General features: G+C 64.2%; 9 protein-coding genes. 3 read left to right on the forward strand and 6 right to left on the reverse strand.

Going from position 1 to position 14,354, the window contains the following annotated elements:
• The first annotated feature begins 204 nt into the window (after positions 1 to 204).
• Positions 205 to 2,085: an RNA helicase RhlE2 gene (rhlE2, locus tag LU682_RS27125; RefSeq protein ID WP_010955550.1), complete on the forward strand. Its 1,881-nt coding sequence runs from the start codon at positions 205 to 207 to the stop codon at positions 2,083 to 2,085.
• A gap of 140 nt (positions 2,086 to 2,225) precedes the next feature.
• Here the strand turns inward: rhlE2 and LU682_RS27130 are convergent, their stop codons facing one another.
• The 3 genes from LU682_RS27130 to LU682_RS27140 all read right to left on the reverse strand — a co-directional run bounded on the left by LU682_RS27130 (position 2,226) and on the right by LU682_RS27140 (position 5,452).
• On the reverse strand, positions 2,226 to 2,804 hold the full coding sequence (locus tag LU682_RS27130; protein WP_003249350.1) for a YceI family protein: 579 nt from the start codon (positions 2,802 to 2,804) through the stop codon (positions 2,226 to 2,228).
• Positions 2,805 to 2,836: 32 nt separating this feature from the next.
• Positions 2,837 to 3,388, reverse strand: a complete 552-nt coding sequence (locus tag LU682_RS27135) for a cytochrome b (protein ID WP_010955552.1) — start codon at positions 3,386 to 3,388, stop codon at positions 2,837 to 2,839.
• Positions 3,389 to 3,592: 204 nt separating this feature from the next.
• On the reverse strand, positions 3,593 to 5,452 hold the full coding sequence (locus LU682_RS27140; RefSeq protein WP_010955553.1) for a flavin monoamine oxidase family protein: 1,860 nt from the start codon (positions 5,450 to 5,452) through the stop codon (positions 3,593 to 3,595).
• A gap of 370 nt (positions 5,453 to 5,822) precedes the next feature.
• On the opposite strand from LU682_RS27140, the gene LU682_RS27145 reads away from it, so the two are divergent.
• Both LU682_RS27145 and LU682_RS27150 read left to right on the forward strand, forming a co-directional pair.
• Positions 5,823 to 7,229, forward strand: a complete 1,407-nt coding sequence (locus LU682_RS27145; RefSeq protein WP_010955554.1) for an adenosylmethionine--8-amino-7-oxononanoate transaminase — start codon at positions 5,823 to 5,825, stop codon at positions 7,227 to 7,229.
• A 163-nt stretch (positions 7,230 to 7,392) separates the two neighbouring features.
• Positions 7,393 to 8,112, forward strand: coding sequence for a 16S rRNA (uracil(1498)-N(3))-methyltransferase (locus LU682_RS27150; protein ID WP_010955555.1), 720 nt, complete (start codon positions 7,393 to 7,395; stop codon positions 8,110 to 8,112).
• On the opposite strand, the gene trhA is transcribed toward LU682_RS27150, so the two are convergent.
• From trhA to LU682_RS27165, 3 genes are all read right to left on the reverse strand, one after another.
• A complete protein-coding gene (trhA, locus tag LU682_RS27155) occupies positions 8,113 to 8,730 on the reverse strand; it encodes a PAQR family membrane homeostasis protein TrhA (RefSeq protein ID WP_010955556.1) in 618 nt (205 codons plus the stop codon).
• Positions 8,731 to 8,937: 207 nt separating this feature from the next.
• A complete protein-coding gene (locus LU682_RS27160; protein ID WP_003249336.1) occupies positions 8,938 to 9,411 on the reverse strand; it encodes a chemotaxis protein CheW in 474 nt (157 codons plus the stop codon).
• On the reverse strand, positions 9,404 to 14,344 hold the full coding sequence (locus LU682_RS27165; protein ID WP_010955557.1) for a hybrid sensor histidine kinase/response regulator: 4,941 nt from the start codon (positions 14,342 to 14,344) through the stop codon (positions 9,404 to 9,406). The genes LU682_RS27160 and LU682_RS27165 overlap by 8 nt, the downstream gene beginning before the upstream one ends.
• Between the last annotated feature and the right edge of the window lie 10 nt (positions 14,345 to 14,354).

Genomic DNA, 14,354 nt, shown 5'->3' on the forward strand with positions numbered 1-14,354 from the left:
GGCCTTCCCGCCCGGCTCACGCCCGGACGCTCGGCCTCGCAACAGGCATCCCGATCGGTACCGACGCCCCTTCGCGTCCAGCCTCCGTTTCCCGGATGTGCAGTGAAAGCCCAGCTGGACCGGACGCGATCGCATTTCACCGATGCCCGTCGCGCCAGGCAGAACATCCCAACGGGCCCAGCCCACACGAGAACAGGATCGCCCATGTCCTTTGCTTCCCTCGGTCTCTCCGAGGCTCTTGTCCGCGCTATCGAGGCTGCGGGCTACACCCAGCCGACCCCCGTGCAACAGCGGGCTATTCCCGCCGTGTTGCAAGGCCGCGACCTGATGGTTGCCGCACAGACAGGTACGGGTAAAACCGGCGGCTTTGCCCTGCCGATTCTCGAGCGCCTGTTCCCGGCCGGCCATCCCGACAAATCACAGCGCCACGGCCCGCGCCAGCCTCGCGTGCTGGTCCTGACGCCGACCCGCGAACTGGCAGCCCAGGTGCATGACAGTTTCAAGGTCTATGCCCGTGACCTGCCACTGGTCAGCGCCTGCATCTTCGGCGGCGTTGGCATGAACCCGCAGATCCAGGCCATTGCCAAAGGCGTTGATGTGCTGGTCGCCTGCCCAGGCCGCCTGCTCGACCTCGCCGGCCAAGGCAAGGTCGACCTGGCCCACGTGGAAATCCTGGTACTTGATGAAGCCGATCGCATGCTCGACATGGGCTTCATCCACGACGTCAAGAAGGTCCTCGCCCGCCTGCCGGCCAAACGCCAGAACCTGCTCTTCTCGGCCACCTTCTCCAAGGACATCACCGACCTCGCCGACAAGCTCCTGCACAACCCGGAGCGTATCGAGGTCACCCCGCCGAACACCACCGTCGAGCGTATCGAGCAGCGGGTATATCGCCTGCCTGCCAGCCACAAGCGTGCCTTGCTGGCGCACCTGATCACCCTGGGCGCCTGGGAACAGGTGTTGGTGTTCACCCGAACCAAGCATGGCGCCAACCGCCTGGCCGAGTACCTGGAAAAGCAAGGCCTGACCGCCGCCGCGATCCACGGCAACAAGAGCCAGAACGCCCGCACCAAGGCGCTGGCCGACTTCAAGGCCAACAGCGTGCGCGTACTGGTCGCCACCGACATCGCTGCCCGCGGCCTGGACATCGACCAGTTGCCCCATGTTGTCAACTTCGAGCTGCCGAATGTCGAGGAAGACTACGTCCACCGCATCGGCCGTACCGGCCGTGCCGGTCGTTCGGGCGAAGCTATTTCCCTGGTCGCGCCAGATGAAGAGAAGCTGCTCAAGAGCATCGAGCGGGTGACCAAGCAGCGCATCGCGGATGGCGACCTGATGGGCTTCGACGCCAGCCAGGTAGAAGCCGAGAAGCCCGAAGCACGCGAGCGCCCGCAGAATAACGGCCGCGGTGGCCGCAACCAGCAGGCCCGTGGCGAAGGTGGTAAAGACACCAACGGCGGCCGCAAGGACAAAGGCAAGGACAAAGGCAAAGCCAGGCAGCAAGCTGCGGCCAAGCCGGACGACAAGGAAAAGAGCGGCGACAAGCAGCAACCGCGCAAGCCGCGTGACAAGAAGTCACGCCCGCAGCAGGCCAGCAATAACAGCGTGCCGAAGCCGCCGGCAGACCGCGACCCGGAAGAGTTCCTGGACGACGAACTCGATAACTTCGGTAACCGCGCGGACTATGTCAGCCCTTACCAGGGCAAGAACCAGGGCCGCAACCGCCGCCCGGGTGGTGCTGGCCAAGGTCAGGGGCAAGGCAATGGCCAACGCAGCAACGCTGGCGGCCAGGGCCAAGCCCGCAATGGCGGCCAGCCACGCAGTGGTGGCGGAGAAAAACGCCCGCCCCGCGCCAACAACGGTGGCGGTGCCCGTCGTGATGGCGGCGGTGGCCGTGGTCGCCCTGCGCGTGACGATGCTGCCCGGCAAGAGCCGGCCGTGCGCAACCCGCGTCAGCCGGAAAAACAGCCAGTGATCATTCGCAAGGAGTCCAAGCTGGACCGTTTCCCGACGCCTGAGCAACTGGATGACCTGCCAAGCCGCCCACGCGGTGAGCGCCCAGCGCTGCTGACCCGCAAGGGCTGATAGAAGTACCGAGGGGGCTGCTTCGCAGCCCTATCACGACACAAGGCCGCTCCTGCAGAGAATTTCTTGATCTCTACAGGAGCGGCCTTGTGTCGTGATAGGGCCGCAAAGCGGCCCCCTCGGTTTTCAGCTGGCAGAAATTACTTCTGCTTCACACCTTCGACACTGATATCCAGGTCCAGGGTCTGCGAAGTAGCACCCGGGCCTTTGATGCCGAAGTCGTTCAGGTTCAGCGTGGTGGTGGCGTTGAAGCCAGCGCGCTCGCCACCCCATGGGTCCTTGCCTTCACCGTTGAAGGTAGCCTTGAACGTCACCGGCTTGGTGACACCGTGCATGGTCAGGTCGCCAGTCACGTCAGCCGTCTTGTCGCCAGTAGACTTGACGCTGGTGGAGACGAATTTGGCGTCCGGGTACTTCTTCACGTCGAGGAAGTCGGCGCTGGCGATGTGCTTGTCACGCTCGGCGTGGTTCGACCACAGGCTGGCAGTTTTCAAGTCGACGCTGATCTTGCTGGCTTCAGGCTTGGCACTGTCCCAGCTGAAGTTGCCGTCGAAATCCTTGAAAGTACCGTGGATGAAGCTGTAGCCCAGGTGGCTGATTTTCCAGTCAACGAACGCGTGCTGGCCTTCCTTGTCGATCTTGTACTCGGCAGCCATGGCCTGGCCAGCAGAGAGCAGAGCGGTACCGAGCGCCAGAGCGGCAAAAGTCTTTTTCAACATCCTGTTCCTTCCTGTGTAATTGAGGTTGAGAGTCAAGCTTTGCGGCCCAGCATGCGAGTCAGGGTCGCGTCACGGTCGATGAAATGATGCTTGAGCGCGGCAAGGGCATGCAGCACGGCAAAAATCACCAGCCCCCAAGCCAGCCACAAATGAACCACACCCGCCACATCTGCCTGGTCAGGCAGGTCGCTGATCAGTGCCGGCACTTCGAACAGGCCGAACACCGGAATGCCGACGCCGTCGGCGGTGGAAATCAGGTAACCGGCAACCATCACCGCAAACAGCCCAAGGTACAGGGCCAGGTGGCCCAGCTTGGCCGCCAGGCGTGTGACCGCACCATGGTTGGTTGGTGCCGGTGGTGGCGGGCTGATGAAACGCCAGACTACCCGCAGCAGCATCACCGCCAGCAGCACCAGGCCGATGCTCTTGTGCAGGTCCGGGCCAGCTTTGCGCCAAGGGCTGTAGTAGTCGAGGCCGACCATCCACAAGCCCAGGCCGAACAGGCCGAAAACTGCCAGCGCCACGCCCCAGTGCAGGATGATGCTGACCACGCCGTAGCGAGAAGGTGAATTGCGCAGTTGCATGTTGCGTGTTTCCCCGTGAAAGCTATGCACAGACTAACGCGTAACGTATCGAAGAAAAGCGGAAAAAATTGCTTTGGATTATCGAGGAATCCGATATTTATTCTGTTAGCTGACCATTAAGAAAACATTAACGATAGTCGGAGAGTTAGGGTTGCAGTGCCGGCCCTCAGGCGAACAGGCGAACAGGCCGGCACTGTCGATCGGTCAGCCCGCCTTGGCCTGGGTATTGGTTACAGGCTTCTTCGCAGGCTCCGACTTGGCTGTCGCCTTCTTCGTCTCGGCAGGCTTGTGGGCTGGCTTATGCACGGGCGCATGCTTGGCGGGAGCGGCTTTGGTTGCCGCAGGCTTGGCAGCCGTTTCCTTGGCCACAGGCGCAGGTGCTGCAGGAGCCGGAGCTGCCTGTGGAGCGGGCGCAGGTGCAGGCGCCACTTCCTCAGCCTTGGCAATTGGCTCAACCTTCGCCTCTGGCGCTTGCGCCCCGCCAAACAGGCGCTTGAAGAAGCCTGGCTTGTCCTGCTTGGCCTCTTCGGTCTGCTTGGGCTCAGCTTTGGCCGGCGCCTTGTCAGCTTTGTCGCCCTTGTCGGACGAACCGCCGAACATATTGGAGAAGAACCCGCCCTTGCTCTCCTTGGCGGCGGCCGCACCTGCCGCCGCCGCAACCGGCAGCGCCTTGGCCGGGTCGAACGACTTGCCGGCCAACAGGTCCTGTGCCTGGCTGGCCGCACGCTGGCCACTGCGCAGGGCGCCTTCCAGGGTGCCCGGGTACAGGGCATCCGTGTGCTCACCGGCAAAGGTCATGCGCTGCACCGGACGTTCCCACAGGCGCCAGTATTTACTGATCTGCCCTGGGCCGTAGGCCAGGTAGGCACCACCCGTGCCAGCATCAGCACTGTATCGCTTGACCTCGTAACCGGTGAATGCGCCACGGGCCTGGGGGTAGAACGCATGCAGCCGGATCAGCACCTGGTCGACCATCTGCTTTTCACCAAAGGCCTGCAGCAGGCGTGCGTTGTCGCCGGACAGGTTGATCACCACGTTGGCACCACCCTTGAGCGCCGGCTCGACCCACAGCATGCCGAGGCCGGCGTTACTGTAGATTTCGCCCGACATGCGTGCACGGCTTTCCCAAACGGGTTTCTTGAACTTGAGCATGATCTGGTCGCGCCAACCATAGTTGGTGCCCTTGAGCGCCGCCAGGTGCTGGCTGTCCAGGCCAGGGGTCATCTGAATCTTGGCTAGCGCGCGCAGGGGCACAGCCATGACCAGATAGTCCGCCTTGTAGCCGACGCTGCCGACTTTTACCGTGACACCATCCTTGTCCTGGACAATGGCGGTAACCGGCGAGTTGGTCTTGATGGTTTTCAGCTGCTTGACGAAAGCCTGGGCCAGCACCGGGCTGCCACCGGGCAGGCGCGCAGCGCGCAGGTCGCGGTCGCTGACGCCGCGGTAGACGCGGTTCTGCTGGGCGAAGTACAGCAGCGACAGGCGCGACGGTTCATCGTAGCGGGTGCGGATCTGCTGATTGATCAACTGACGGGCGGTGGCCGGCAGTTGCAGTTTGTCCAGCCAGGTGGAGACGTTGATCTGGTCAAGGGCGAACAGCGTGCTGGTTGCCTGCGGGTTCAGCGGGTCATCGATCGAACGGGCCAGGTCATCGAGGGTTTTCTCGTAACGCTTGAGCGCCTCGGCAGTGGCCGGTTGCTTGGTGGCCAGGTCGCTGGCGCTGAAGTACTCGCCGTCGATCAGGTAACCCGGGGTACGCACGAACTCGGGCGCCGGCAGTGTTTCAAGCTTGAAACGGTCGAGGTACTGGTTGAGCACCGGCTGTGCCTTGGCGTTGCCGATCCACTCGCTGGTGGCCAGGCCCGAACGCCCGCCCATGCCCGCCTTGGCCTCCAGCAGGGTCACCTGCCAGCCTTTGTTCTGCAGCTCGTAGGCTGCCGTCAGGCCTGCCAGCCCCCCCCCCACGACAATCGCCGTGGGCGTCTTGTCTTTTGCCAGCGCAGCGCCGCTGGACACACCAATCAATACCAACGCGCACAGGCGCACCCAAGCAGCAGCCATGTCGGCGAACTCCGAGTCAGAGGTTACAGAAACGGGGAGAGGCAGGAATGCCCCAGGAAGATGCGTTAAGAATACGTCAGGTCCGAGCACCCTGCCAGCGCAGTGACATCAAGTCCTTTTGGCAGCTCATATTTTTGTCGGTAGCTATGCCACACAGTAGCAGGACCTCTGCATGAACCTGGTGACTGCGCACAGCCTCAGGCCTGAGCCTTCACTCCGGCACCACATCCTGCAGGGCTTTGCTCTGTGCATGGCAGCAGGCTCGAATGGACCAGCCCCCACCTCCATTGAACGGCAGCGGTTGTCCTGCCCTGCGGCATTGCTTAGGCTTACGCGGTCGAACCACGCCGCAAAGCCAGGAGAAGTGCCCATGGGCCTCAATGATCAGTGGATGCAACGCGACCTCAAGGTCCTGTGGCACCCCTGTACCCAGATGAAAGACCACGAGCAGCTGCCGCTGATCCCTATCAAGCGCGGCGAAGGCGTGTGGCTGGAAGACTTCGAGGGCAAACGCTACCTGGATGCGGTGAGCAGCTGGTGGGTCAACGTGTTCGGCCATGCCAACCCGCGCATCAACCAGCGCATCAAGGACCAGGTTGACCAGCTCGAGCACGTGATCCTGGCCGGTTTCAGTCATCAGCCAGTGATCGAGCTGTCCGAACGCCTGGTCGCCATGACCCCGGCCGGTCTCGACCGGGTGTTCTATGCCGACAATGGCTCGTCGTGCATCGAAGTGGCGCTGAAAATGAGCTTCCACTACTGGCAGAACATCGGCAAACCGGACAAGAAGCGCTTCGTCACCCTGACCAACAGCTACCACGGCGAAACCATTGCCGCCATGTCGGTGGGTGATGTGCCGCTGTTCACCGAAACCTACAAGGCGCTGCTGCTCGACACCCTCAAGGTGCCAAGCCCTGACTGCTACCTGCGCCCCGAGGGCATGAGCTGGGAGGAGCACTCGCGCAACATGTTCCAGGCCATGGAGCAGACCCTGGCCGAACACCACGCCTCGATCAGCGCCGTGATCGTCGAGCCGCTGATACAGGGTGCCGGTGGCATGCGCATGTACCACCCGGTGTACCTCAAGTTGTTGCGCGAGGCCTGCGACCGCTATGACGTGCACCTTATCCACGACGAGATCGCCGTGGGCTTCGGCCGCACCGGCACGATGTTCGCCTGCGAGCAAGCCGGCATCCGCCCGGATTTCCTGTGCCTGTCCAAGGCCCTGACCGGCGGCTACCTGCCGCTGGCCGCCTGCCTGACCACCGACAAGGTGTACCAGGCGTTCTATGACGATTACCCGACACTGCGCGCATTCCTGCACTCGCACAGCTACACCGGCAACCCGCTGGCGTGCGCTGCAGCGCTGGCGACCCTGGATATCTTCGAGCAGGACAACGTGATCGAGGCCAACAAGGCCCTGGCCACGCGCATGGCCACAGCCACTGCACATTTGGCCGATCATGCTCATGTTGCCGAAATACGCCAGACTGGCATGGCCCTGGCCATCGAAATGGTTCAAGACAAGGCAGGCAAGCTTGCCTACCCCTGGCAGGAGCGCCGTGGCCTGAAGGTGTTCGAGCACGCCCTGACCCGCGGCGCCCTGCTGCGACCGCTGGGCAGCGTGGTGTACTTCCTGCCGCCGTACGTGATCACCCCCGAGCAGATCGACTTCCTTGCCGAAGTGGCCAGCGAAGGCATCGATATCGCCACCCGCGACAGCGTCAGTGTCGCAGTACCGGCCAACTTCCACCCCGACTTCCGCGACCCGGGCTAGGCCCGGCAATTCGCCACACCACTTTTCCTGTGGGAGCGGGCGAGCCCGCGAACAAGGGCGAAGCCCTTGCCAGGCACCGCGGCGCCTGATTCGCGGCGGTTCGACGCATCGACACGCCCGCTCCCACAGGGGATCTGCGTCTCTCTATTTACCGAGCAAACCCATGAGACTGTCCCGCTTCTTCATCGACGCCCCCCTGAGCCTTGGCGAGCACGACCTGCCCGAGGCCCAGGCCCATTACATTGGCCGCGTGCTGCGCATGGCACCCGGCGACGCCGTGCAGCTGTTCGATGGCAGCGGCCAGGAATACCGTGGTCAGTTGCTCGAGGTGGGCAAGAAAACTGTCCGCGTCAGCCTTGACCAGGCCTTTGCCGGCCAGGCCGATTCACCGCTGCATGTGCACCTGGGCCAGGGCCTTTCCCGTGGCGAGCGCATGGACTGGGCGATCCAGAAGGCCACCGAGCTTGGTGCCAACGAAATCACCCCGATCGTCAGCGAGCGCTGCGAAGTGCGCCTGAAAGACGAACGCGCCGACAAGCGCCTGGCCCACTGGCGCCAAGTGGCGATCAGCGCCTGTGAACAATGCGGGCGTTCTACCTTGCCCGTCATCCACCCACCCGTGACCCTGGCCGAATGGTTGAGCAGCACCAAGGCTGACCTGAAGCTGGTCCTGCACCCGGTGGCTGAGCCGCTTATCAGCCATGAAAAGCCCGCCACCCTGGCCTTCGTGATCGGCCCCGAAGGCGGCCTTAGCGAAGCCGAGGTCGAGCAGGCCAAAGCCGCCGGCTTCCACGCAGCACGCCTTGGCCCGCGCGTGCTGCGCACCGAGACCGCGCCGGTGGTGGCGCTGTCGGTGGCACAGCAGTTGTGGGGCGACTTTTAACTAGCGCACGTAGAGCGACACCGCCACGAAGTGCATCAGGCTGCCAGCGATGACGAACAGGTGCCAGATGCCATGCCAGTGGCGGAAACGGCTGTCGAAGGCGAAGAAAATGATGCCGACGGTGTAGAACACGCCGCCGGCAGCCAGCCAGGCGAAGCCGGCCGTGCCCAGCGAGTTCAGCAGCGGCTTGACTGCCACCAGCACGATCCAGCCCATTACCGCATAGATGATGATCGACAGGATCCGCGCCTCGGAGCGCGGCTTGATCTCTTGCAACATGCCGATGATCGCCAGCCCCCAGACCACGCCGAACAGGCTCCATCCCCAAGGGCCGCGCAGGCTGACCAGGCAAAACGGCGTGTAGCTGCCGGCAATCAGCAGATAGATCGACAGGTGGTCGAGCTTGCGCATGATCACTTTCGCCCGCCCACGGGTGCTGTGGTACAGGGTGGAAATGCTGTACAGCAACAGCAGCGTGCCGCCGTAGATGGAGAAGCTGACGATCTTCCACGGGTCGCCTTGCAGGCCCGCGGCCACGATCAGCCAGATGGCACCAATAGCAGCGAGGACGGCACCGACCAGGTGGGTCCAGGCGTTGAAGCGTTCACCGTAATACATGCAAACACAGACCTCCTGAGGTGGGCTGGGTTCCTGTTGTGATGCTGATGGCTTCGTTCTTTGTGGGAGCGGCCTTGTGTCGCGAAAGGGGCGCGAAGCGGCCCCAGGCTTTCATTGCCACTGCATGAACCGCCGGGGCTGCTGCGCAGCCCTATCGCGACACAAGGCCGCTCCCACTCCAGACCACCAGGCCCTGCGCCTCACATCCTAACCAAGGTCAGGTTGCAGATCCGCGTCACGCACCAGCCTTTCCAATGCGACCAGGTCCGGTACCCGCGCCACCTGCTCACCCACCTGCACCGCTGCCAGCTCCAACCTGCCCAGCGCCACATCCACGTAGTTCAGCTGGCTGTCGAGCTTGCACGAGCGCGGAATGTCCTGCAGCAACAGCGCCAGGTAGCGCAAACCGGTATCGCCCAACGCATTGAGCACCACCACGCGAGCCCGCTCGCCGCACGGCGTCTCACCACCGCACGCGGCCTCGAAACCGATCAACGGCAGGCGTTGCTGACGCCAGTCGATCCACCCCAGGTGCCAGGCGGGGTCGCCATGCTGGCACACCAGGTTACGCTGCCCGCTCAACTCGGCCACCGCCACGTTGGGCAACACCAGCGTGCGGTCGCCCAACGGCAGCAACAGCCCGGTCAGGCTGCTGCGCTGGCCGGAAATCAGTTCAAGCATGGGCCTGGCTCCAATGGGCGATGCTCTGCAACAGCAGCGATTCCTGGTACGGCTTGCCCAGGTATTCGTTGACGCCGATGGCCATGGCGCGGTCCCGGTGCTTCTGCCCGGTACGCGAGGTGATCATGATGATCGGCAAGTCTTTCAGCCGTGCGTCACGGCGGATGCGTGTGGCCACCTCGAAGCCGTCCATGCGCGGCATTTCGATGTCCAGCAACAACACGTCGGGCCGGTGCTCTTCCAGCAGGGCCATGGCATCTACACCATCCTTGGCCGTAAGCACGCTCATGCCGTGGCGCTCCAGCAGGCGGCTGGTTACCTTGCGTACGGTTACCGAATCGTCCACCACCATCACCAGCAAGGCACGGCGCGGCGCCGGGCCAAGCAACTGGCGTTGGCTACCGCCACCAGGCAAGCGGGCCAGCCGTCGCTGCTGGCCGCGCAGCTGGCCCAGCAGGTCAAGAATCAGCACCACCCGGCCATCGCCCAGCAGTGTCGCCCCCGATAACCCGGCAACCGCGGCAAACTGCGGCCCCAGGCTTTTCACCACGATCTCGCGGCTGGGCGACAGGCTGTCGGCCTGGATGGCGAACGACTGCTCCTTGGAATGCACCAGCAGCACCGGCAACGGCACGCTCTGCCCCAGCAGCGCGGGGCGCGGCAGGCCTTGCAGCAACTCGCCCAGGTAGCGCAGCTCGTATTCGTGGCCGGCATAGACATAGCGCGGCGAGTCCAGCTGGTAGCACGCCGCAAGCTCGGCAGGTGGCACGCGGACGATGCCCTCGATGGTATTGAGCGGAATGGCGTATTGCTCTTCGCCCAGGTGCACCATCAGCGCACGGTTGATCGACACGGTGAACGGCAGGCGGATCAGGAAACGCGCCCCCTTGCCCTGCGCCGACTCGATACTCATCGAGCCACCCAGTTGCTTGACCTCCTCGTGCACCACATCCATGCCCAGCCCGCGCCCGGAAATCTGGGTGATCTTTTCGGCGGTGGAAAAGCCTGGCCGCAGGATGAACTGCAGGATCTCGTGGTCACTCAACTGCGCCTGCGGGTCCAGCAGGCCGCGCTTGATGGCCTTGCGCCGCACCGCCTCCAGGGGCACGCCGGCACCATCATCCGTCATTTCGATGACGATATCGGCGCCCTCATGCAGCAAATTCAGGTGAATGGTGCCCTGCTCCGGCTTGCCGGCGGCCAGGCGCATTGCGCGGCTTTCCAGGCCGTGGTCAACGGCGTTGCGCAGCATATGCTCCAGCGGCGCCACCATACGTTCCAGCACGCTGCGGTCCAGTTCGCCCTCGGCATTGCCAACCACCAGTTCCACCTGCTTGCCCAGCTCGCTGGCCACTTGCCGCACCACGCGCTGCAAGCGCGGCACCAGGCGCTCGAACGGCACCATCAGGGTGGCCGTCAGGCCCTCCTGCAACTGGCTGTTCACCCGCGCCTGCTGTTGCAGCAGGCTGTAGGCCTCCTGAGCGCGCTGAGCCAGGGTCTCCTTCAGGTCGAGCAGGTCCGAGGCAGACTCGAAGAGGGCCCGTGACAGCTGCTGCAGCTGGGAGTGGCGGTCCATTTCCAGCGGGTCGAAGTCGTCATAGGCATCGCCTTCGAACTGCTGCCGGCTGGAGATTCGCCCCTGGGTCTCGACATCCAGACGCAGCAACTGATCACGCATGCGCTCGAGTGTGGTCTCCATCTCGTTGAGGGCGAACTGCGCGTCGTTGACCTGTTGCTCGATGCGCCCCCGGATGATCGAGTGCTCGCCTGCCAGGTTACCCAGGTCGTCGAGCAGCTCGGCGTCGACCTTGACCATGTCACCCGGTGCCCGCTCTGGCGCTGCTGCCGGTATTTCGGCGGTGGCAGCTTCTGGCGGCCCCTGGCCCGCGGCACTGTCTGTCAGTGCGGCACTGCTGAAGTTGCGAATGTAGTCGATCAGCGCTGTAGCGGCATGCAGCGGCTGCCCCAGACGCACAGCGTCAAGCATATGCGCCAGCCGGTCGTGGCAGTTCTGCAGCAGTGCGAACAGTGGCGCACTTGGCGGCAATCTACCCGCAGCCAACAGCTCGTAGAGGAACTCCAGTTCGTGGGCCAGGTCGCCGATCGGGGTGATTTCGACCATGCGCGCCACGCCTTTGAGGGTGTGCAGGTCGCGCATCAGGTTGTCCACCTCGACGCTGCTGCGCGGGTCGGCCTGCCAGCGCGCCAGGGCCGCCGCGGCGCTCTCGACGATGTCCGAGCTTTCTTCCAGGAACACTTCCAGCAGCTCTTCGCCGGGGCTTTCCGGCTCCTCGGCAAGCGGCTCGGCCACCTGCGGCTGCAACGGCGGGCGTGGCAACCCCAAGGTATCGGACAGGTCCATGTCCGGGTGCAGTGGTGTGACCGTATCGATGCCCACCAGGCCGGTGGCATCTGGCGCCAGGGCCTGGTCCAGCAGGTTGCGCAGACGGTCGACCAGCTCCGGGCGCGGTGGAATATCCTGCCCGGCCGCCACTTCGTCCAGCATGTCCAGCAAGGCTTCATGGGCCCGCTGCGCCTGGCTGAAGAAGCGGGCATCGGCAGGCAGGCTGCCCTCCTCCACAGCGCCATACAGGTCCAGCAACGCCTCGCACACGTCATCCATCTGCCACAGGTCGGCCAGGTGCGCAGCGTGCCCCAGGGTGGTCATCTGGTCGAGCAGGTTATCCAGAGCGTCACGCTGGCCGGGCTGTTGCTGCCAGCGCGACAACAACGTCTCTGCATCGAGCAGGATGTCCATGGCATGGGCCAGGAAGCTGGCGACCAACTGCGGATCACGCTTGCTGCGGCCGGCATGGTGCGGGTCTTCATGCAGGCTGGCCAGGCGGCGGTCCACGGCCTGGCCAACCTGCTCGATCAGTTCCGCGGCACCGGGGATGGCGGCCAGGGGCGTGCTATCGAGTTGCGCCAAGCCCAGATGGAACAACGACCGCGCAGCCTCCAGCCATTCCATTTCGGCCATTTGCAGTGGCAGTTGATGGCCCTTGTACTCACGGGCCAGGCGGTCGAAGGCAGTGGCCAGTTCGGCCACCGGCATCACACCGGCCATGGCGGCACTGCCTTTGAGTGTGTGCAAGGCACGCTGCAAGTCATCGCTGACCGGCGTGTCGTGGCCGCCGGTGCTTTGCAGATAAACCTCAAGGCTGGCCAGATGGCCCTGCGCCTCGCTGCGAAAAATGCCCAGCAACTGCGGATCGAGGCCATCGACACCGGCAGCCGCCGGGGCATCGTTTTCGGCCAGGCTGTGCAGATGCCCGGCCAATTGCTCGATTTCAGTCAGTTGCGGCAACTGGCCGGCGGCAAAGTCGGCCAGCAGGTCAGGCAGGTGAACGAACACCTGCTGCAGCGCTACAACCCCTTCCGGACTGAGCACGCTGCGGCCCTCGAGCACCCGGTTCAGCAGGTGCTCGGCGCCCCAGGCCAGTTCAGCCACCGCCTCGGCATGGACCATGCGGCCGCTGCCTTTGAGTGTATGCAGCGCGCGACGCACTTCACCCAGTGCCTCGCGCTGCTGGTTGTCGGCACGCCAGCGCAGCCAGTGGCGCTCGATTTCCGGCAGCAGTTCGCCCGCCTCGTCAAGGAACACTTGGCGAAGCTCATCATCGATGCCATCGCCATTGCCGTCCTGGTCTGGGCTGGCCCCGACCACCACGCACTGCACACCCAGCGCCGCCAGGCTGGCCCGTGCCATCTCGATAAAGGGTTGGCCATCGGCCAGCGGGTCTGCCGCCCGCCATTGCAGGTAGCATTCGGCAGCGCTCAGTGCCTCGGCCAAGTGCGTCAGCTCATCAATCGGCGGCTCTTCCTCCAGGTGCTGCAACCAACGCTGCACATAGCTTGCGCAGCCGACAAACAGCTCGGCCACGGCCGGCAGCATCAACATGGCCAATGCCCCGCGGATCTGCTGCAACAGCCCCGGCAAGGGCTGCAGGCGTTGCCGGGGCCAGTCGGACTCCAGGTAATCGCCGATCAGATCCTTGGCCTGCTGCAACACGTTCAGCGATTCATTCAGCACCAGCTGGCGTATCTCGGCCAGGTCCGAGCCCGGCAGGCTGCCTTGGCCGTTTTCCTCCAAAGGGCCGACCATGCCGTTCAGGGAGGCTTCCACGTACAACAGAGCCCCCGCCACATCCATCAACACCGCGTCGTCCACCGCCCGCTCGCCCTGAGCCAATGCCTGCAACGCCAGCACCTGGTCGATGATCACCCGCCGCGGTTGCTGAAAGCCCAGTACCGCCAGGGTGTCAGCCACGTGGCGCAACGGCGCCAACAGCGCATCGAGCTGTTCGCGGTGCTGACGGTCGCCGCGCCCGAACTGGTCCAGGCGCTCCTTGATGCGCATCAAGTCATCGCACAGTGCAGTCACCACCGAACGCAGCGCATCGCGCCCCGACCCGGCCTGCAGTTGGTCACGCCAGTTGCCCAGCGACAGGTCGAGGTTGGCAAGGTCATCGTCACCCGCAAAGCGTTGGGCGGCGCCGGTCATCAGGCTGGCCTGAGCCAGCGGTTCCTCCCCCCGGCAGGCGCGCAGCTGGTTGAGCAACGGCAGCATCACCAGTGGCAGGTCATGGCGAGCACCGCGCAACCGCTCCAGGTACGAGGGCAACTGCTCCAGGCCGCGGAACAATGCACCCAGGCAATCACCCCGGGGGCTGACCTGGCCGTCGGCCAACGCCCTGGCAAACAGCTCCAGCTCCTCCGCCAGGCGCGTCGCGCCGCGCAGTTCGAGCATGCGCAGGCAGCCGTGCACCTGGTGCAGGTTGTCGACCACGAAAGCCATCATCGACAGGTCTCCCGTCTCGCCGGCAAAGCGCTCCAGCGCCTGCCGTGCCTGGCCCAGGCAATCGAGGATGGCGGCCTTGGTCCAGGCCAGCGCCACTGTTTCGTGACGCTCGGGGCTTACGGCAGAAGCCATGGTCACTATT

This window comes from Pseudomonas alloputida, from assembly GCF_021283545.2.
GTDB classification, from domain to species: Bacteria; Pseudomonadota; Gammaproteobacteria; order Pseudomonadales; family Pseudomonadaceae; genus Aquipseudomonas; species Aquipseudomonas alloputida.

Excerpts from the sequence above, each read along its gene's own strand:
- rhlE2 (WP_010955550.1), top strand. The coding sequence starts at position 205 with ATGTCCTTTGCTTCCCTCGGTCTCTCCGAGGCTCTTGTCCGCGCTATC.
- LU682_RS27130 (WP_003249350.1), bottom strand. The coding sequence starts at position 2,804 with ATGTTGAAAAAGACTTTTGCCGCTCTGGCGCTCGGTACCGCTCTGCTC.
- LU682_RS27165 (WP_010955557.1), bottom strand. The coding sequence starts at position 14,344 with ATGGCTTCTGCCGTAAGCCCCGAGCGTCACGAAACAGTGGCGCTGGCC.
- LU682_RS27140 (WP_010955553.1), bottom strand. The coding sequence starts at position 5,452 with ATGGCTGCTGCTTGGGTGCGCCTGTGCGCGTTGGTATTGATTGGTGTG.
- LU682_RS27135 (WP_010955552.1), bottom strand. The coding sequence starts at position 3,388 with ATGCAACTGCGCAATTCACCTTCTCGCTACGGCGTGGTCAGCATCATC.
- LU682_RS27160 (WP_003249336.1), bottom strand. The coding sequence starts at position 9,411 with ATGCTTGAACTGATTTCCGGCCAGCGCAGCAGCCTGACCGGGCTGTTG.
- LU682_RS27150 (WP_010955555.1), top strand. The coding sequence starts at position 7,393 with ATGAGACTGTCCCGCTTCTTCATCGACGCCCCCCTGAGCCTTGGCGAG.
- trhA (WP_010955556.1), bottom strand. The coding sequence starts at position 8,730 with ATGTATTACGGTGAACGCTTCAACGCCTGGACCCACCTGGTCGGTGCC.
- LU682_RS27145 (WP_010955554.1), top strand. The coding sequence starts at position 5,823 with ATGGGCCTCAATGATCAGTGGATGCAACGCGACCTCAAGGTCCTGTGG.